Source organism: Nonomuraea sp. NPDC050786, from assembly GCF_040654115.1.
GTDB lineage: Bacteria > Actinomycetota > Actinomycetes > Streptosporangiales > Streptosporangiaceae > Nonomuraea.
In genome coordinates, this window is record NZ_JBFAHJ010000027.1 from 1 (window position 1) to 20,353 (window position 20,353).

Genomic DNA, 20,353 nt, shown 5'->3' on the forward strand with positions numbered 1-20,353 from the left:
GGGGCGGCGGCGGGTTCGCGATCGTCCAGGCGCGCCCGATCACGGGTCTCAAGCCGCAGGTCGAGGAGTGGAACGACAGCCTCAAAGGCGACTACCTATGGACCGGCGGCAACCTGGGCGAGGCCATCCCTGACGTGATGACCCCGTTGACGTGGTCGTTCGTGCGCCTGTTCATCAGGGAGGCGATGTCGGCCGCGGCCCTGCCCGGCTTCGACCTGGTCGGCAACATCGGTGGCCGCTTCTACATGAACCTGAGCGTCGTCCACTCCATCGCGGCCGCCCTGGGCATGCGCGGCAGGCTGAGCGCGGTCGAGCAGGTCTTCGGCAAGCTGCCGCCGGGGCTGGACGTGCCGCAGGTGCCGCTGTCGCGCTGGGAGATCGTCAAACGCGTCATCCCCCTGGCGATCGGCATCCAGCGCCGCGTGCGCCGCAACCTCAAGGGCATGCGCGCGTTCCTGGCCACCTCGCAGCGGCGCTGCGAGGAGCTGCGCGCCACGATCGCCGCCACCGGTTCCGGCCCTGAGCTGGCCGACCTGTGGGAACGCGAGATCGGGCCGCACCTGGTCACCTCCTGCCGCATGCTGGAGGCCGCCGGCCGCCAGGGCGGCGCCACCCTCGTCTGGACCCGTGACAGGCTCCGCAAGATGGTGGGCGAGGTCGACGCCGAGGCCATGCTGACCGGCGTGAACTCCGGCGGCGAGCTGGCCAGCCTGGGCCCGGTGATGGGCCTGACCAGGCTGGCCCGCGGGGAGATCACCAGGGAGGAGTTCGCCCGGCACGTACGGGCATCGCGGCCCCCACGAGTTCGAGGTGTCGATCCCGCGGCCCGGCGATGACCATGGCTGGATCGACGCCCAGCTCGCCGGCCTGCGCGACCTGCGGGCCGACACCGAGGCGCTGCTCGCCCGGCAGGAGCAGGCGCGCGAAGCGGCTTGGGCGCGCTTCGCGGAACGCTATCCGCGCCAGGTGGCCAGGATGCGCGCCAGGGTGCGGCGCTGGAACACGGTCGTGCGCGATCGCGAGGACACGCGCTCGGAGAACATGCGGGCGTTCTGGGTGCTGCGGGCGTTCGCCGTACGGGCGGGGGAGCTGACCGGCCAGGGCGACGACGTGTTCTTCCTCCACCTGGACGAGCTGCTGGCCCTGCTGCGGGGCGACCCGTCCGCGCTGGAGAAGGTGCCGGTACGGCGGGCCACCCACGAGCGGTACGCCGCCCTGCCGATCTACCCCGCGCTGATCGTCGGCCACTTCGACCCGGTGCGCTGGGCAGCCGACCCGGACCGGCGGGCCGACGTCTACGACGCGCGCGGCACCGGCGTGCCCGTGAGCGACACCGTGAAGGGCTTCCCCGGCGCTCCCGGCATCGTGGAGGGCATCGCCCGCGTGATCTCCGGACCCGAGGAGGGCGACCGGCTCCAGCCGGGCGAGATCCTCGTCACGACGCTGACGAACGTGGGCTGGACCCCGATGTTCCCGCGCGCCGCCGCCGTGGTGACCGACATGGGGGCACCGCTCTCGCACGCCTCGATCGTGGCCCGCGAGCTCGGCATCCCCGCCGTGGTCGGCACCGGCAACGCCACCATGCGCCTGCACGACGGCGACCGGATCAGGGTGGACGGCGAGCGGGGCACGGTCGAGTTGCTGGGGTGAAAAGACGTTGCCGGCGTGAAAAGACTCCGCCAAGTCGATCGCTTCGATCGGTGGCATGCGGTGACCTTGATGCCCATGATCGAGTGGTGGACCCCAGAGGACGAACGCGAGCTCGAGGCGCGCTGCGCCCGATTCAGGATCGCCCAGCTGGCGCTGGAGTACGGCGACGGCGAGATGGACATGGAGGATGAGGCCGATCCGGCGGCGTGACTTCGCCGAGCTGCCGCCGTCCCTCGCAGAGCCACCCTGGCCTGGCTCAGCGCCCGCTGGAGGCGCTAGCCGCCGACGTGGATGCCCGGCCGCTTCGCGGGGTCGGGCTCGACCTTGCGGATGATCTCGCGTACGACCGGCGCCGTGTCGCCGCGCCCGAGGATGAGGTAGCGGAACAGGTGCATGAGCGGCGAGCCCTCCGCCCACTCGAAGTAGCAGTGCGGCCGGACGCCGGTGGCGTCGCGCAGGGCCAGCAGGACGGCGGCGATGGCGTTGGGGGCGGCGGGGCTCTCGGCGCGCAGCACGCGGTGCCCGCCCACCTCCACGCCGCGCACCTGGAGCGCGTCGCTGAAGTCGGACGGGTCGATGACGTCGACCTCGAGGAAGAGGATGTCGGCGCGCCCGGGGACCGGGTTCATGCCGCGCTGCTCGGCCTCCTTCTCCGCGTACTCGGCCTTGTTGCCCGCTTGGCGGCGGTTGGCGATGATGTTGAGCGCGCCGTCGTACGCGATGGAGTCGGCGACGAACCGCCGGGCCGCCTCGTCGAACTCGATCCGGTCGGCCCGCAGCTCGGTCGTGCGGGAGACGCGCGAGATCAGCGAGATGGCGATGATGCCCAGGATGAAGAGGGCGGAGATGGCGATGCCGTCCGGCTTCTCCCTGATGTTCTCCACGAGCGCGTAGAGCAGCACCAGGGTGAGCACGGAGAAGCCCACGGCGGCCGGCCGCTGGCGCTTGCGGATGGCCGAGATCGTCACCGCGACCGCGCCGGAGACCATCATGGCCAGGATGCCCGTGGCGTACGCGCCGGCCTGGGCGTCCACGTCGGCGTCGAACGCGATGGTGAGCACCACGCAGATGCCCGTGTAGACGAGCACCACGGGCCGCACCGCGCGGCCCCAGTCGGGCGCCATGCCGTAGGAGGGCAGGTAGCGCGGCACGATGTTGATCAGGCCGGCCATCGCGGACGCCCCGGCGAACCACAGGATGAGGATCGTGCTGATGTCGTACGCCGTGCCGAACAGCTCGCCGAGCCGCTCGTGCGCGAGGTAGGCGAGCGCCCTGCCGTTGGCCTCGCCGCCCGGCCTGAACTTCTCGGCCGGGATGAGCACCGTGGTGACGAAGCTGGTCGCGATCAGGTAGACGCTCATGATGAGCGCGGCCACGGTCAGCAGCTTGCGCGTGTTGGCGATGCGCGACTCCAGCTGTCGCTCGGCGGTCTCGCCCTTGGCGGCCACCAGCGGCATCATGCTGACGCCCGTCTCGAAGCCCGACAGCCCCAGCACCAGCAGCGGGAACGCGAGGACGGCCGGCCCGATGAGGCCGCCGAAGCCGCCCGTCCCGCTGGTCAGCGCGTCCGTCCATCGGGAGAGCGCGTCGGGGGAGGAGACGACGGCCGTCAGCCCGACGGCGACGACGACGGCGTTCAGGACCAGGAAGATCGCGACGAGCGGGATCGCCACGCCGACCGCCTCGCTGAAGCCGAGCAGGAACACCCCGCCCAGGATCAGCAGCAGCACCACGGTCAGGATGACCTCGTGGCCGTGCAGGAAGCTCGGGAAGTACGGGTTCTCCACGACGTGCACGGACGCGTCCGCCGCCGACAGCGTGATCGTGATGATCCACGACGTGGCCACGAACCCCAGCAGGACGAGCACGAACAGCTTGCCCCGCCAGAACGGCAGCAGCCGCTCCAGCATCGCCACCGATCCCTGCCCGTGCGGGCTCTCCCGCGCGACCCTGCGGTACATCGGCAGCATGCCGAGCAGCGTCAGCGCCACGATCAGCAGCGTGGCCAGCGGCGACAGCGCCCCGGCGGCCAGCGCGGCGATCGCGGGCAGGTAGGCCAGCGTCGAGAAGTAGTCGACGCCGGTCAGGCACATGACCTTCCACCAGGCCTGCGGCTCGGCGTGCCCCTCGCTCGCCTCGGGGCCCGTCGGCTGCACGCGGAGCTGCAGCAGCCAGCGTGCCAGGGCGCTGGAGGGAGGCGCTGGACGGGTCGGGGTCTCCACCACCGCCGGGACCGTAAGCCCACCGGTACCGCTCACCGGATCTTCCTCTCTCGTCGAGAATGGACACCACCCTAGGGGGTCCCGCGGAGAAGTACGCGGCTGGAGCAGCGATTCCGGCCATATCGGTGCTGACCAGCCCTTATCCCCGGGGTGCCAGGCCGGCGCGCCGGTAAATCGGTTGCCCGTGCCGAAAGCCCTCTGATGTGCTGAGCTCGCATCTGGACGACCGTGAGGAGCAGGAAATGCGGACAACGCTCATGTCCCCCGAGAAAGGAAGAGCCGTCTATTCAAGAGGACATGACGTTCGTTGCGTATGCTCAATTTGGGGATCTTGGCGCATGTAGACGCCGGTAAGACCAGCCTGACCGAGCGGCTGCTGTACGCCGCCGGAGTCATCGACGAGATCGGCAGCGTCGACGACGGCAGCACCCAGACCGACTCGCTGGACCTGGAGCGCCGGCGAGGCATCACGATCAAGTCGGCGGTCGTCTCGTTCGCCGTCGGCGGCACCACGGTCAACCTGATCGACACGCCCGGCCATCCCGACTTCATCGCCGAGGTGGAGCGGGTGCTGAGCGTGCTCGACGGCGCCGTGCTGGTCATCTCGGCCGTGGAGGGCGTGCAGGCCCAGACCCGCGTGCTGATGCGCACGCTGCGCCGGCTCGGCATCCCCACGCTCGTCTTCGTGAACAAGATCGACCGCCGCGGCGCCCGCTATGACGGGATATTGCGCGAAATTTCGGAAAAGCTGCCCGTAGTCGCCGTCCCCATGGGGGCCACCGCCGGGCTGGGCACGCGGGCCGCCTCCTTCACGCCGTTCGACGGGTCGGCGAACCTCCTGGAGGTGCTGGCCGAGCAGAATGACGCGCTGCTGGCCGCGTACGTGGACGGCGCGGAGCCGATTCCGTACGCCAGGCTCCGCGCCGAGCTGGTGGCGCAGACCGGCCAGGCGCTGGCGCACCCGGTCTTCTTCGGCTCGGCGATCACGGGCGCGGGCGTGGACGCTCTCATGGCCGGGATCGAGGAGCTGCTCCCCACCGCCCAGGGCGACCCTGACGGCCCGGTCTCGGGCACGGTCTTCAAGGTCGAACGCGGCGACGCGGGGGAGAAGATCGCGTACGTGCGGATGTTCTCGGGCACGGTACGCGCCCGCGACCGCCTGAGCTTCGAGGACGGACGCCAGGGGAAGGTCACGGCGATCAGCGTGTTCGACGGGGGCACGGCGGTCCGCGGGCCGGAGGTCGCCGCGGGCCGGATCGCCCGGCTCTGGGGCCTGGCCGACGTCCGGATCGGCGACGCGATCGGCCTGCCGAGAAAGGGCGAGGCGCAGGGCCACTTCGCCCCGCCGACCCTGGAGACGGTCGTGGTCCCGCGCGACCCCGCCTGCAGGGGCGCGCTCCACGTCGCGCTCGCCCAGCTCGCCGAGCAGGACCCGCTGATCGGCCTGCGCCAGGACGACCTGCGGCAGGAGGTCTCCGTCTCCCTCTACGGCGAGGTGCAGAAGGAGGTCATCCAGGCCACGCTCCAGAACGACTTCGGCCTGGACGTCGCCTTCCGCGAGACGACCACGATCTGCATCGAACGCCCGATCGGCGGCGGCGAGGCGTTCGAGCTGATCGGCACGGACTCCAACCCGTTCCTCGCGACCGTCGGCCTGCGCGTCGAGCCCGGCCCGGCGGGCAGCGGGGTGGAGTTCAGGCTGGAGGTCGAGCTGGGCTCGCTGCCGTATTCGTTCATGAGGACGATCGAGGAGACGGTACGCGAGACGCTCCGGCAGGGCCTGCGCGGCTGGGAGGTCCAGGACTGCGTGGTCACCTTGACCCGCTCCGGCTACTGGGCCAGGCAGAGCCACTCCGGCGGCGTGTTCGACAAGAGCATGTCCAGCACCGCCGGCGACTTCCGCAACCTCACCCCGCTGGTGCTGATGAGCGCGCTGAATCGGGCCGGGACCAGGGTGTTCGAGCCGATGCACCGCTTCCGGCTCGAGCTGCCCGCCGACACGCTCGGCCCGGTGCTGCCCGTGCTGGCCCGCCTGGGCGCCGTGCCCTTGAGCCGGGTGCCGGGCCTGGTGGAGGGCGAGATCCCGGCGGCGAAAGTGCACGAGCTGGAGAGGCTGCTCCCCGGGCTCACCCGCGGTGAGGGCGTGCTGGAGTGCGACTTCCACCGCTATCAGCCCGTACGCGGCCCGGTGCCGGAGCGCCCGCGCACCGACCACAACCCGCTCAACAGGAAGGAGTACCTCCTGCACGTGGTGCGCAGGGTCTAGGAGCCGTCCTTGTCGGAGTCGGCGGCGAAGACGATGACGCCGAGGTAGCCGCCGTCCTCCTTGGTGACCGGGGCGCGCCTCGGCGCCCGAGTGGAGCCCGGCCGCGTCGCAGTGCCGGCTCTCCACCACCGCGTTGCCGAGGGCTTGCACGTCTCGCTGTCCCGCAGCTTGACGGCGATCCGCAGCCGCACGCCCTGCCGGTACTCGCGGATGTCGCTGCGGATCTTTTCGGGCGTCGAAGTAGTAAGGGCCCTGGGTGTCCCCTTTGCGCTGGATGAACGTTTCATGAGTTCATCGAAATCCTTTTCGGCGATATGAAACTGTAACCCAGCACTCCCGGGCTGATCAGCGAAGGAGTCCCGGGAGATCCGCAGCTCAAGGTATGTACGGGTGGCCGCAAGGGTTGATTGACAGTCCCCGTCCGGCCGGTCTACTTTCCCGAAAACCTTTTAGGTTGACCGCTTCGATCCCTGTTAGCGCTAACACCAGCAGAGCTGGATAGTAAGGGGCGAACTCATGAGACGACGCTGGGCAGCGGCCCTCACCGCGGCACTCGTGCTCATCCTCGGCAATGCGACGCCCGCGCTCGCGGGCGCGCCGATCACCACCGCGATCTACACGGCAGACCCGGCCGCGCTGGTCGTCGGCGACACCCTCTACCTGTACACCGGCCACGACGAGGCCCCGCAGGGCGGCACGAACTTCGTCATGCGCGACTGGCACGTCTTCACCTCCACCGACGCCACCACCTTCACCGACCAGGGCGCCAAGCTCTCGATCTCGAACTTCTCCTGGGCGGGCGCCGACGCCTGGGCCGGCGAGGTCGAGCGCGGCGCAGACGGCAAGTACTACTGGTACGTCCCGGTCAACGGCAACGGCGCCGGCTGGATGGACATCGGCGTGGCCGTCGGCGACAGCCCGCTGGGCCCGTTCCGCGACGCCAAGGGCGGCCCGCTGATCAGCGACAGCACCCCCAACTCCTCGCCGCTCAACATCGACCCGACCGTCTTCACCGACGACGACGGCCAGGTCTACATGTACTGGGGCTCCTACTACGGCCTGCGCGCGGTCAAGCTCAACGCCAACATGACCTCCACCCAGGGCTCGGTGATCACGCCGAGCGGCGTGTCGAACTTCTGGGAGGCCCCCTGGATGTTCAAGCGCAACGGCGTCTACTACCTCGCCTACTCGGCCAACGACTCGGCCTGCTCGGCGCCGGGCTACGCCTGCATCCGCTATGCCACCGCGAGCAACCCGCTGGGCCCGTGGACGCACCGGGGCGTCGTGCTGGACCAGGTCAGCTCGACCACCAACCACCCGGCGATCATCGAGTACAAGGGCCAGTGGTACATGGTGTACCACAACGCGAGCGCCCCGGGCGGGGGCGACTTCCGCCGCTCGGTGACCATCGACAAGCTCTACTTCAACGCTGACGGCACCATGCAGAAGGTCGTCCAGACCAGCGGCGGCCCGACCACTCCGGGCAACCTGGCGGCCAGTGCCACCCCGTCCACCTCCTACGTCTCGCCGTGGGAGACGCTCGCCGCGGTCAACGACGGCTTCACCCCGGCCAACTCTGCCGACCACAGCCACGGCGCCTACGGCAACTGGGACCACCAGGGCACCGAGTGGATCGAGTACCGCTGGCCCAGTGCCCAGAACGTCTCCAGGATCCAGACCTACTGGTTCGACGACGACCTCGGCATAGACCTGCCGGCCTCGTGCCAGGTGCAGTACTGGAACGGCAGCGCCTACGTCAACGTGCCCGGCCAGTCGTCCTGCGGCGTGGCGGGCAACACCTTCAACACCACGACGTTCACCTCGGTCAACACGACCCGGCTGCGGCTGAACATCACCTCCAAGTCCGGCTACTCGACCGGTGTGCTCGAATGGAGGGCCTTCTCATGAGGCGTATCCTGCTCGCCCTGCTGCTCGTGGCGGGCTTACTCATCGCCGGGGCACCGGCGCAGGCAGACCAGACCATCGGCTTCCCGACGTTCAACGGCCCGGCCATCCCCGCGCCGCCGGGGTCGTACACGACCGACAACATGATGCAGGCCATCTACGACGCCGAGAGCTCCGGCACCGACTTCTGGATGGACCGGCTGCTGGCCCGTTCGGGCAACGACCCCGCCGGCACGTGGCTCATGTCGCGCGGCCGTGCGCTCTTCATGAAGAACCACACGCCCGGCACGCTCGGCTTCGCCGGTCAGGTGGCGTACTGGGAGAGCATCAGCGACAACAACGCCTTCACCGTCGCCGTCACCCCCGGCACCTTCACCGAGCAGGTGAACTCGCGCTGGCAGGCGCCCAGCTACTGGAAGAGCCGGCACACCAGCGGCTCCGTCACGATCGACCAGACGAAGTTCATCACCGAGAACAACGTGGCGGTGGCCAACCTGGCCATCACCAACGGCGGCTCCGCCTCGACGACGCTGCAGCTGCGGGCCACCTCGCCGTACGCCACCAGCGGCAGCGGCAGCGAGCTGACCGGCCAGGTGAACGCCTACAACAACCTCACCACGATCTACCCCAGGCTCACCGGTGACGGGTTCACGGTCTCCAGCGGCGGGCTGAACAGGTCCGTCACGATCGCGGCGGGCGCGACGGTCACCGTCAAGGTCGTCATGGGCTTCGTGACGAACGAGATCCCCGCCTCCCGCACCGACTACGACGCCTACGCGGGCTACACGCCCGCCACCGCGTTCGCCACGCACGTGCGCGCGTACAACAAGTGGTGGGCGGATAACGTCCCCTACATCGACGTGCCCGAGCCGGCCATCAAGAAGAACATCTACTACCGCTGGTGGCTGATGCGCTTCAACCACCTCGACGCGGACATCCCCGGGCAGACGTTCCAGTTCCCCACGTCCGTCGAGGGCGCGCTGGGCTACAACAACGCGATCGTGCTGACCCAGCCCATGCACATCGACGACCTCAAGTACCTGCGTAACCCGATCTACTCCTACGGCGACTGGCTGAGCGTTGGCCAGGTCTCCAAGAACGGTCGCTTCGTGGACAACCCGGGCGACCCGGAGAACTGGTCGAACAGCTACACGCAGTACATCGCCGAGGCGGCCTGGAAGAGCTACCAGATCCACGGCGGCCAGCCCGCCATCGCCGCGAACCTGGCCCGCTACGCCGAGCAGGACGTCAAGGGCCAGCTCGCCTACTACGACCACGACAACAACAAGCTCATCGAGTACGACTGGGGCGCCCTGACCGGCAACGACGCCGACGCCGTGTCGTTCCACTGGAAGAGCGGCAACATGGACCGCGCCGAGGCCGCCTACCAGTACAGCGGGGCGCTGGCCGCGGCGCAGGCGTACGAGGCGATCGGCAACACGGCCAAGGCCGGCGAGATGCGCACGCTGGCCACGCAGATCCAGAACGCCATCGTCAACGTGCTCTGGAACCCCAACAGGCAGCTGTTCGAGCACCGGCTGAAGTCCACCAACGAATGGGTGCCGTGGAAGGAGATCAACAACTACTACCCGTTCGCGGTCGGCGCGATCCCGAACACGGACACGTACAAGCAGGCCCTGCGCCTGTTCAACGACCCCGCGCAGTATCCGATCTTCCCCTTCTACACCGCCAACCAGGCCGACAAGGCGGCCTCGGGCACCGGCAGCAACAACTTCTCCACGATCAACTCCACCGTGCAGTTCCGCCTGCTCTCCTCGGTGCTGCGGAACTACCCCAACCAGTGGATCGACACGAACTGGTACAAGAAGCTGCTCTACTGGAACGCCTGGGCGCAGTACATCAACGGCAACACCCAGTATCCGGACGCCAACGAGTTCTGGGCCGACTGGAACGGCTCGTCGATCACGTACCGCTCCTGGATCCACCACAACATCCTGGGCAGCAGCAACTGGACCGTGATCGAGGACGTCGCCGGGCTGCGGCCGCGCAACGACGCCAAGGTGGAGCTCTCGCCGATCAACATCGGCTGGCCGAACTTCACCGTCAACAACCTGCGCTACCGCAACGCCGACCTGACCATCGTCTGGGACGACCCGGCCGACGGCGTCGTGCGCTACCCGGGCGTGCCCGAAGGCTACTCGATCTTCATCAACGGCAGCCGGGCGGCCACGGTGTCGTCGCTGGTGCCGTTCACGTGGGATCCGGCCACCGGTAACGTCACCACCAACGGGACCGTCACGTACCACGTGGCCGTGCCCGGGCTGCAGGCGCCAGCGCAGGTCGTCCAGAACAGCGCCCGCATGGTGGACATGCTGGCCAAGGCGGGCGTCGACCTGACCGACAATCTCACCAACCTCGCCGCCGACGCCACCGCCACCGCTTCCACCACCGCCTCGGGCAGCTCCACGGCGGGGGCGAAGGACGGGTTCCCGATCAACGAGCCGTTCTGGGGCGGCACCACCGCGGGGCAGGACTGGTACGAGCTGAACTTCGGCGCGTCCCGCACGTTCAACGAGGTCCGGCTCTACTTCAAGGACAGCCGGCCGGCCAGCGCGACCTACCGGGCGCCGGCGTCGTACACCATCCAGCACTACAACGGCAGCGCCTGGGTGGACGTGCCCGGCCAGGCCAAGAACCCGGCCGCGCCACGGGCCAACTACAACGTCGTCCAGTTCTCCGCGATCACCGCGCAGCGGATGCGGGTGCTGGCCACGGCGGCCTCCGGCGCCAGGACCGGGCTCACCGAGGTCAAGGTCTACAACCGGGGTGGCGTGCAACCGCCCCAGAACCCCAACCTGGCGCTGTCGGCCACGCCGTCGGCGTCGTACACCTCCTCGTGGGAGAGCGTGGCCGCGGTCAACGACGGGATCGACCCGCCGTCGTCCAACGACACCGTCAACCCGCGCTGGGGCTGCTGGCCGGAGACCGGGCAGCAGTGGGTGGACCTCACCTGGTCCTCGGCGCAGTCCGTGAAGCGGGCCGAGGTGTACTTCTTCGACGACGACGAGGGGATCGACATGCCGGCGTCGTGGAAGCTGCAGTACTGGAACGGCAGCGCGTACGTGGACGTGCCGGGCGCGTCGGCGTACACGCTGAGCAAGAACGCCTACAACAGCGTCACTTTCACCGCCACGAACACCACCCGCCTGCGGGTGCTGCTCACCGGCAACGGCAGCAACTCCGTGGGCCTCCTGGAGGTCAAGGCCTACGCGACGTGACACATGCGAAGGGGCGGGTCCGCGCGGACCCGCCCCTTCGGGTCTCTGATGGGACACCGCGGCGTTCGTCTCCTAGGCTTGATTATCTGGCCGGACCTACGAGGAGGACGGGGCACGGTGACGCGGGCGCTCGTGGTGGGGGCCGGTTCGTTCCGGGCGGTCGAGCAGGGCGAGTGGGATCCCACGGGATCGGCGGAGACGGGGTTCGAGCCGCTGGCCTGCGTGGCCCCCGCTGTGACGGACTTGGCGCGCGCAATGGCCCGCCTCCAGGGGCTGCGCGTGCACGGCGACGCGCCGCTGCTGCATCCTCCGCTGGCCGTAGTGGACCAGGCGTGGCGCGAACTGCGCGGGCGCGCAGCCGGCGAGGCGCTGGTCGTGCACTTCAGCGGCCACGGCGTGCTCGGCAGCTCGGACACGAGCCTGTATCTGGCGGCGCACGACAGCGACCCAGGCTCTCTGCCTCGCACCGCCGTCTCCGTGAACGCGTGGCTGGAGGAGGTGGAGAACACGCGGGACGGCGCTCCCACCCTGTTCCTGCTGGACGTGTGCGGGGCGGGGCGGGCGGCGGTGTACCAGCTCGCGCAAGGGATCCGGGCCCGCGACAGGAAGTCCTGGGTCATTGCCGCGTGCACGGAGGACGAGAAGGCGTACAAGGCGCATTTCACCCAGGCGACCACGACCGTTCTGGAACGCCTGCGCGACGGCCTGCTGGACGTCTCGCCCGCGCTCGCGTACATCCCGGTCGAGACCCTCGCCGAGGAGATCGACCGCGAGCTGGCCCGCCTCGCTGAGCAGGACGAGCAGCGCTTCGGGCAGACGGTGGTCCGTACGCCGCGGCTGGAGGCGTCCGCCGAGCCACCGCCGTTCTTGCCCAATCCCGCCTACGCCGACAACCTGTCCGACCAGTTCCAGCGGCGGCGCGACAGCGCGCTGTGGCAGTTCGCCGCCGACGCGGCCCCGGGCCTGGACCCGCTGCACTTCCTCTCCCGAGCCTCCGGCACGTCGTCGCAGGCGGCGACGCAGTGCCGCTTCACGGGCCGGCGCGAACAGCGCCTGCGGATCAACGCCTGGCTGGACGACCCGGCAGGCGCCGAACCGTCGCTCCTGGTGGTGACGGGCGGGCCCGGCGCCGGCAAGTCCGCTCTGCTGGGCGTCACGCTCTGCCTGGCGCACCAGGACCTGCACGACATCGCGGACTCCATCCGCAGCCGCATCCTCCCCGCCGAGCGGCCGAACGTGCATCCCTTCCTGGCCGCGGTCCACGCCCGCGAGCGCGGCCAGGCCGAGATCCTCTCCTCCCTCGCCCGCCAACTCCGCCTGGGCGATCCTCCCGCCGGCGGCCCATGGACCACTCAGGCGGTGCTGGAACGGCTGCGGGACAGCTCGCAGCGCGCTGTCGTCGTGCTCGACGCGCTCGACGAGGCCCTGCGCGCCGAGGAAATCGTCACCGAGGTCGTACTGCCCCTCGTCACCGCGACCCGCGACGGGCGGCCGCTGTGCCGGGTGCTCATCGGCACCCGCCCCTGGCGCGGCTTCCCTGCGTTACGGGAACGCCTCAGAAGCGACGGCGAGCTGATCGACCTGGACCGCGTGCCCGCCCCGCAACTCGCCGCGGACCTCGCCGGCTACCTGGAGGACGCGCTGTGGCCGCTCGCCACGCACGGCCCGGCCGGCGCGGTCGCCGAGGTCGCACGGCAGGTCGCCGACCGGCTCACCCGCGCCCGCCATCACGGCCGTTTCCTCCTGGCCGTGCTGTTCGCCGACTACCTCACGCGGCTGCGCGCCCCGCTGGATGCCCGTGCGAGCGTCGAGCGCCTCCCCATCGACTTGCCGGGCATGCTCGACCTGCACCTCGAAACGCTCATCGAGCAGGACCCATGGCTGCGTCCGGTGCTGCGGGCAGTGGCCTTCGCACGCGGCGAGGGCATGCCGCTCGAGGCCCTCCACTCGGTGGCCACCACTTTCGCCACCGGCAGCGGCCTCGGGTCGCACGCCCTGGCGCGGACGTCGTCCGACACGCGGCGCGCGCTCGCGGCGGCCACCTTCTACCTGCGCACCAGCACCGGCCCCGACGGGCGCCAGCTCTACCGCTTCTTCCACCACGCCGTCGTCGAGCACCTGCGCAGGGACCAGCCCGGCGAAGGGACCACTGGCCGGAGCCTCGCCGAAGCGGTCTTCACCAGGCTGCGGGACACGGTCCCCCTCGCGCCCGACGGCAGGAGCCGGCTGTGGGACCTCGCTTCGCCGTACGTGCGCCGCCATCTCGTCGAGCACGCCGCCGCGGCCGGTCCGCAGGCCGTCGATGACCTGCTGCTCGATCCCGGCTTCCTGGTGCACGCCGACCCGGTGACGTCGGCGGCCAACGCGCACCGCGCCACCCACCGTACGGCCAAGCTCCACGCCCGAATCCTCGACACCTCGATCAAGGATTATCCCGGACGAGCCCCCGAGGACCGCCGCCGCCTGCTGGAGCTGGACGCGGTCCGCTGGCGCCATCCGGAGCTCGCGCACGCCGTGGCCGCGGGCGGCTCGCCCGCCGCACGCCCGGTATGGGCGACGAACGCGAACATCCACCCCGCCCTGCGGCGTGCCTTCAGCCGTCGCCACCACGTCAGAGCGATGACGACGGCGGAGATCGACGGCCGCGCCCATGCCTTGACCGTCGAGGGCAGGCAGGTGTGTCTCTGGGACCTGGCGCAGGGCACGGAGCGACATGTTCTGACCTGCGGGCAGCAGGTGCAGGCCGTCCGGGTGGCAGAGATGCCGGGCGGTCCCCATGCCTTGATCGCCGCGGGGACGGAGGTGCGGCTCTGGGACCTGACGGACGGCACGCAACGCCACACCACCCGCTACGGCAGCCAGGTCCAGGGGATACGGGAGACGGAGATCGACGGCCGCCCGCACGCCCTGGTCACCGCCGGGAAGACCGTGCAGGTCTGGGACCTCGCCGGGGGCATGCGCCGCTGCGAGCTGGGGCACGGGGCGCCGGTGCGGCACGTGGACCCGCTGACCGTGCACCAGCGCCCGCACGCGCTCACCTACGCCGAGGACGGCCTGCGCCTGTGGGATCTCACCGACGGTGCCGGGCGGCGGGTCCTGCGCCATCTTCGCCGTCTGCGCGCGGTGGCCGCCGTGGAGATCGGCAAACGTCCCCACGCGATCACCACCGCGGAGAACGGCGTACGCGTGTGGGACCTCACCGACGGCGCGCTCCGCCACTCCCTTGACCACCTCGACCCCGTGCGCGAGATCACGGCGTTCGAGCTGGACGGGCGCCCGCACGCCTTCACCACCAGCAGGAACGTCGTGTCCGTCTGGGCCCTCGACACGGGCGTGCTCCAGCACGAACTCGTCCACAAGGGGCCGGCAGAGGTGGCCGGTGTGGTCGAGGTCCTGCGGCGGCCTCATGTGCTCACCGTCAGCGGCAAGAGCCTGCACGCGTGGGATCTGACCGGAGGCGATCTCCGCCATACCTTCTCCGGCCACCACGGCAACGTCCAGGCGGCGGCGTTCGCCCGGGACGGCGAGCGGCCCTACGCCCTCACCGCCGACCTCGACCACGTCGTTCGCGTGTGGGACGTGGCCGGAGGGATCAGGCATCACCCAACCCCGGTGGGGACGATCGCGGCGGCCCAGGTGAGCGGAAGACCTTACGGCCTCACCACGGCCGGCGACCGGGACGCGCGTGTGTGGGACCTGACCGACGGGATCCTCGTGCGCACACTGAGGAGCGACCGGCCGATCGTTTCGGCGGTGGTGGCCACCGTGGACGGCCGCGCCTATGGGCTGACCGCCTCGGGCGGCGCAGATGTGCGCGTGTGGGATCTGGCCGACGGTGTCCAGGCACAGCGGCTCCACCATGACCGGTGCGTGAGCGCGGTGACCGTGTCCGACCTCCGGGGCCGTGCGCACGCGCTCACCACCTGTCCCGGGCCGCAGCACCGCGTGCACGTGTGGAGCCTCCCCGATGCGGTGCTCCTGCACACCCTCGAGTTCCCCAAGCCCGTTCACGGCGTCATGGCGGCCGAGATCGATGGGCGGCCCCACGCCGTGGTCGGGAGCGGCCGCTGGTTGCACGCGCGGGACCTGGTGGACGACTCCACCCGGTGGATCCTGGACCTGTCCCGGTGCAGGCAGCTGCTGGCGGCCGGCATCGACGGCACGGCGCACGCCCTCATGACGTCGGGCGACACCTTGCGAGTGATCCGGTTGTCCGATGGCCGCGTGGTCAGGACCCTTCCCGGGAGCGGCATGCCGATCACGCACGGGGAGCTCGTCCACATCGACGGACGTGCTCACGTGCTCGTCTGCAGCGGCAACAGGGTGCGGGTCCTGGACCTGTCCGATCATCGTCCGGTCATGGACCTGGCCCACGACGAGGCCGTCAGATCGGCGGTGGTGACCGAGGCCGGCGGTCGCGCGCGGCTGGTCACCACCAGCGGACATCGGGTGTGCCTGTGGGATGCGGCCACCGGTGAACGCGACGGACCGCCGCTGATCGTGCCGTACGCGGCGCGGTGGCTGCTGCCGCATCCGCGCGGTTTCGTCGTCAGCTTCGGTCCGGAGCTGGCCCTGTTCTCCCTACCCGGCGAAAGTGAGATTCGATGAACGTGACATCACCGGTCCTTGCCGTGCACGGGATCCGCTGCCGGCAGGGCGGGCTCGACCCGGTGCAGGCGGCGGCGGCGCTGGCCGGGAAGTGGCAGCCCGACCTCGCCAAGGGGTTCGCGGCGGCCGGCTTCACCTCTCCCGTGCCCGAGATACGGGCGGCCTACTACGCTCACCTGCTCACCGCCGCCGAAGCGCAGGGGGCGGGCGACGACGAGCGGGTGGAGTCCCTGTCGGCGGAGGAGGCGTCGCTCGCCTGGGCGTGGCTGCGGGCGGCCGGCGTGCCCGACCCCGCGGACGCGCAGGGTCCGGTGACCAAGCCTGTCCGGCAAGGAGTCGACTGGCTGGCGCGGCGACGCCGAGTGCCGGTGAGCCTGCTGGGCCGGATCGCGGTGGCGTTCGCCAGGGAGGTGCACGCCTATCTCGCCAGGCCAGAGTGGCGACGGCAGGCCCGCGCCCAGGTCGCCGAGGCGATCGGCGAGCACCGGCCCCGGGTCGTCCTGGCACATTCGCTCGGCTCGGTGGTCACCTACGAGGCGTTGCATGCTCATCCGGACCTGGAGGTGGAGTTGCTGGTCACGCTCGGCTCGCCGCTCGGCCTGCCGGGAGGCGTCTTCGACGTGCTCGAACCCGGGCCGGTCGACGGGAAGGGCGCGCGGCCTCCGGGCGTGGCCAGGTGGGTCAACCTGGCCGACCCGGGAGACCTCGTCGCCGTTCCCCAGCGGCTCGGCGATCGCTTCCCCGTTGATCTCCACGACGAGGCGTTCATCGGCCTGGGGAAGTTCCACTCCCTGTCCGGCTACCTCGGGATCGCGCTCACCGCGACGACCATCGCGCCGTACACCGGCGCTTCGTAACCAGCCCGCCGCCGGCCGCCTCAGCGCAGGCGGCCGGCGCCCTCCACCAGGTTGTTCCTCGCGGTGCCCCTGAACATCGACAGCACCTTCGCCGCGGCGATGCCGTCGAAATGCGCTGGCCGAGGCCCTCGAAATAGTTGTGGTGCAGCGTGACCTACTTGACCCTGGAGCGCGCCACATCTACAGTCCGCCTGATATTTATCGGCGCTTTCATGAAACTTTCAGCGGGAGCATCGTGCGCATCCTTCGAGCCCTGGTAGCCGCCGCCCTGTTATGCCTTGTGCCCGCGGTCTCCGCGCACGCCGCGACGGACCTCACGTCCCCCAAGGCGGACTTCAGCTATGACTTCGAGGGCGGCACCACCCAGGGATGGGGCCCGCGCGGCGACGGCGTCTCCGTCACGGTGACGGCGGAGGCGGCCCACGGCGGGACGAGCAGCCTCCTGACGACCGGCAGGACCGCGACGTGGCACGGCGCTTCGATCGACGCGCCGTTCGTCAGGGGCGCCGGCTACACCGTGACCGCGTACGCGCGGCTGGTGAGCGGCCAGCCGGCGAGCACGATCGCGCTGACGGTGCAGCGGACCCCGGCGGGCGGCGACACCACGTACGAGCGGGTCGCGGCGGCCACCGTGACCGACGGCGGATGGGTGCGGCTGTCGGGCACCTACCAGTTCACCGCCGAGTCCACCGGCGTGCAGCTCTACGCCGAGAGCTCCGACGCCACCGGCCGGTTCTACCTGGACGACATCGTCATCACCCCGCTCGGCGATCCCACGCGCGAGCCGATCAGCAGCGACTTCGAGGACGGCACCGCGCAGGACTGGGCGCCCAGGGCCGCCGCCACCCTCGAGTCCAGTACGGCCGCCGCCCACGCGGGCAGCCGCGCGCTGGCGGTCGGCGGCCGGTCGGCCTCCTGGGACGGCCCCGCGCTGAACGTGCTCGGCCGGATGGCCAAGGGCGACAAGTACGCCCTGTCGGTATGGGTCCGTCTCGGGCCGGACACCGCGTCCGGCCGGCTCGGACTGTCGATCGAGCGCAGGAGCGGCGGCACTCCGAGCTACGAGCGCGTGGTCGCGCCGAAGGACGTACCGGCGGGGGAGTGGGTGCGGCTGTCGGGCACGTACACGCTCGCGTACGACGTCGACTTCCTCAGCCTGTACGTCGAGTCCGACAGCGGCACGTTCCCCTTCTACCTGGACGACTTCTCCCTGACCTACGTCCAGCCGAAGCCGATCCAGACCGACATCCCCGCGCTCAAGGACAAGGTGCCCTTCGTCATGGGCTCGGCCTTCACCAGGCCCGACACGCTCGGCGTGCACGGCGAGCTGCTGGCCAGGCACTTCAACGGCGTCACGCCCGGCAACGAGCTCAAATGGGACGCCACCGAGCCGAGGGAGGGCGAGTTCACCTTCGCGGACGGCGACTATCTCGTGGACTTCGCCACCCGGCACGGCATGACGATCCGCGGCCACACGCTCGCCTGGCACAGCCAGACCCCCGACTGGGTCTTCCAGAACGCCGACAAGGAGCTGCTGCTCAAGCGCCTGGAGACGCACGTACGCACGCTCGTGACCAGGTACAAGGGCAAGATCGCGGCCTGGGACGTGGTCAACGAGGTCGTGGACGAGAATCAGCCCGACGGCCTGCGCCGCTCCAAGTGGTACGAGATCGCCGGTCTCGACTTCATCCGCACGGCCTTCCGCGTCGCGCACGAGGCCGACCCCGACGCCAAGCTCTTCATCAACGACTACAACACCGAGTTCCCCCGCAAGCGGGAGGCCCTGTACGCGCTGGTCAAGCGGCTCAAGGGCGAAGGCGTGCCGATCGACGGCGTGGGCCACCAGCTGCACCTGAACATCGAGCACCCGCCCGCCTCCGCCGTCGAGGCCACGATCGAGCGTTTCGCCACGCTCGGCGTGGACCAGCAGGTCACCGAACTCGATGTCAGCATTTATACGGACTTCGTCTCTTCGTACGACACGATCCCGCCCGAGCTGCTCGTCCAGCAGGGGCACCGGTACAAGGAGCTGTTCGACGTCTTCCGCCGGCAGGCCGCGAAGCTCAGCTCGGTGACGGTCTGGGGCGAGTCGGACGACGTGAGCTGGCTGCGCTCCTGGCCGATCCCCCGGCTGAACGCGCCGCTGCCCTTCGACGACGAACTGCAGGCCAAGCCCGCGTACTGGGGCATCGTGGACCCGTCCCGGCTGGCGCCATCGGTACGGAGGCTGGCGGCGCCGGCCGGGACGCCTCTGGTGGACGGCAGGCGGGACCTCGAGTGGGACCTGCTGCCGGACTCGCCGATCGCGCGCGTGGGTGACGTGTCGGCCGGGTTCCAGGCCCGTTCGTCCGCGAAGGGGCTCTATCTGCTCGCCGAGGTCACCGACCCGACCGCCGGCAAGGGCGACCGGGTGACGTTCACCGTGGACGGCACGTCGTACGTCGTGGGGCGGCGCGGGGGCCTTTCGGGGGGCGCGACGGGCGAGCATGGCGGAGGTCTCTCGGGCGGCGCGACGGACGGGGCGCGCGGAGGAATGGCGGCGGCTGCGGCGGTGCGGCAGACCGCGACCGGGTACCGCGTCGAGGCGCTGGTCAAGACGGGCACGGACGTGGCCGTGACCGTGCACGACTCTTCCGGCGAGGCCGTCTGGAACGGGAAGGTGACGCCCGAGGCCGCGGTCAAGCTGACGTCGGCCGCCCACCGCGCGCCCGTGCTCGACGGCGTGGTGGACCGGGCCTGGTCGGCCGCGCCGGAGATCCGCACCGGGACCTGGATCCAGGGCACGTCCGGCGCGACCGCCAAGGTGCGCTCGCTGTGGAGCGGGTCCACGCTGTACGTCCTCGCCCAGGTCTCCGACCCCACGCTGAGCGAGGAGTCCCCGAACTCGTGGGAGCAGGACTCCGTCGAGATCTTCGTGGACCCCGGCAACGGCAAGACCAAGGGCTACGAGGACGACGACGGCCAGTACCGCGTCAGTTTCTCGGGCCGGGTCACGGTCGGCGGGACGTTCGACGCGAGCGGCGTCAAGGACCACGTGAAGGCGGCGACCAGGACGGTGCCCGGTGGATACGTCGTGGAGGCGGCCATCGACCTGCCCACGATCACCCTCGCTCCGGGCACCCTGCTGGGCTTCGACGTCCAGGTCAACGATGCGACGGGCACCGCCCGTACGAGCGCGGTGACCTGGAACGACAGCACGAGCCGCAGCTACCTGGACACCAGCCACTGGGGCGTCCTCCGGTTAGCCCGGGAGTAGGCAGGCCGGCGTGCACTCACCCCTCGCCCTGTTACCAGGTGGGCCTCCCGACTGCGGAGCGGGCCAGGTCACTGACGGAGGCCGTGGCGTCGGTGCGCGCTGAAGGACTCACCGCGGGTGCTGAAGCGGAGGCCATCACTGAACGCTGGGCGCGTGGCCAGATCGGCACGACGCAATTGCGTGAACGCGTTCGAAGGCTGCACGGCCTGCCGTGACCGTTGATCCGTATGTCGCCGGACGCATGAGACCGGCGAGAAGCCGCCCGACTGAGCCTTTGTCAGCTTCTTCGGCGTGTTCTCCCTTCGGTGGTTTCCGGGCGCGCGGCAGGGCGCTACCTCGACTGCTCCGGC

The 20,353-nt window shown here is 70.4% G+C and carries 11 protein-coding genes and 1 pseudogene; 10 read left to right on the forward strand and 2 right to left on the reverse strand.

The annotated features are described in order from the left end of the window. From AB0H84_RS37585 to AB0H84_RS37595, 3 genes and pseudogenes are all read left to right on the forward strand, one after another. A pseudogene (locus tag AB0H84_RS37585) lies at positions 1 to 836 on the forward strand (pyruvate, phosphate dikinase); the annotation flags it as partial. Beyond that, the gene (locus AB0H84_RS37590) at positions 811 to 1,650 is read left to right on the forward strand and encodes a PEP-utilizing enzyme (protein WP_357615433.1); all 840 of its coding nucleotides are present in this window, start codon (positions 811 to 813) and stop codon (positions 1,648 to 1,650) included. The pseudogene AB0H84_RS37585 and the gene AB0H84_RS37590, both read left to right, overlap by 26 nt. Before the next feature lie 75 nt (positions 1,651 to 1,725). Continuing rightward, on the forward strand, positions 1,726 to 1,860 hold the full coding sequence (locus tag AB0H84_RS37595; protein WP_357615436.1) for a hypothetical protein: 135 nt from the start codon (positions 1,726 to 1,728) through the stop codon (positions 1,858 to 1,860). 65 nt (positions 1,861 to 1,925) lie between these two features. On the opposite strand, the gene AB0H84_RS37600 is transcribed toward AB0H84_RS37595, so the two are convergent. Beyond that, positions 1,926 to 3,875, reverse strand: a complete 1,950-nt coding sequence (locus tag AB0H84_RS37600) for an amino acid transporter (protein ID WP_357615439.1) — start codon at positions 3,873 to 3,875, stop codon at positions 1,926 to 1,928. 310 nt (positions 3,876 to 4,185) lie between these two features. Between AB0H84_RS37600 and AB0H84_RS37605 the strand changes: the two genes are divergently transcribed. Next, positions 4,186 to 6,138, forward strand: coding sequence for a translation factor GTPase family protein (locus AB0H84_RS37605; protein ID WP_357615442.1), 1,953 nt, complete (start codon positions 4,186 to 4,188; stop codon positions 6,136 to 6,138). Here the strand turns inward: AB0H84_RS37605 and AB0H84_RS37610 are convergent. Further along, positions 6,135 to 6,425: a hypothetical protein gene (locus AB0H84_RS37610; RefSeq protein WP_357615445.1), complete on the reverse strand. Its 291-nt coding sequence runs from the start codon at positions 6,423 to 6,425 to the stop codon at positions 6,135 to 6,137. The two genes, AB0H84_RS37605 and AB0H84_RS37610, sit on opposite strands and share 4 nt — an antisense overlap. 229 nt (positions 6,426 to 6,654) lie before the next feature. Between AB0H84_RS37610 and AB0H84_RS37615 the strand changes: the two genes are divergently transcribed. From AB0H84_RS37615 to AB0H84_RS37640, 6 genes are all read left to right on the forward strand, one after another. Next, the gene (locus AB0H84_RS37615; RefSeq protein WP_357615448.1) at positions 6,655 to 8,046 is read left to right on the forward strand and encodes a glycoside hydrolase family 43 protein; all 1,392 of its coding nucleotides are present in this window, start codon (positions 6,655 to 6,657) and stop codon (positions 8,044 to 8,046) included. Continuing rightward, positions 8,043 to 11,282, forward strand: a complete 3,240-nt coding sequence (locus tag AB0H84_RS37620) for a hypothetical protein (RefSeq protein WP_357615451.1) — start codon at positions 8,043 to 8,045, stop codon at positions 11,280 to 11,282. The genes AB0H84_RS37615 and AB0H84_RS37620 overlap by 4 nt, the downstream gene beginning before the upstream one ends. Positions 11,283 to 11,399: 117 nt before the next feature. Beyond that, positions 11,400 to 15,890: an AAA family ATPase gene (locus tag AB0H84_RS37625; RefSeq protein ID WP_357615454.1), complete on the forward strand. Its 4,491-nt coding sequence runs from the start codon at positions 11,400 to 11,402 to the stop codon at positions 15,888 to 15,890. Continuing rightward, on the forward strand, positions 15,887 to 16,747 hold the full coding sequence (locus AB0H84_RS37630) for a hypothetical protein (RefSeq protein WP_357615457.1): 861 nt from the start codon (positions 15,887 to 15,889) through the stop codon (positions 16,745 to 16,747). Before AB0H84_RS37625 ends, AB0H84_RS37630 begins: the two co-directional genes overlap by 4 nt. 235 nt (positions 16,748 to 16,982) lie before the next feature. Further along, complete coding sequence (locus AB0H84_RS37635; protein WP_357615460.1) at positions 16,983 to 20,003, forward strand: endo-1,4-beta-xylanase; 3,021 nt, start codon at positions 16,983 to 16,985, stop codon at positions 20,001 to 20,003. A 38-nt stretch (positions 20,004 to 20,041) separates the two neighbouring features. Beyond that, entirely contained in the window at positions 20,042 to 20,218 is a 177-nt protein-coding gene (locus tag AB0H84_RS37640; RefSeq protein ID WP_357615462.1) for an antitoxin VbhA family protein, read from the forward strand. Positions 20,219 to 20,353 lie beyond the last annotated feature (135 nt).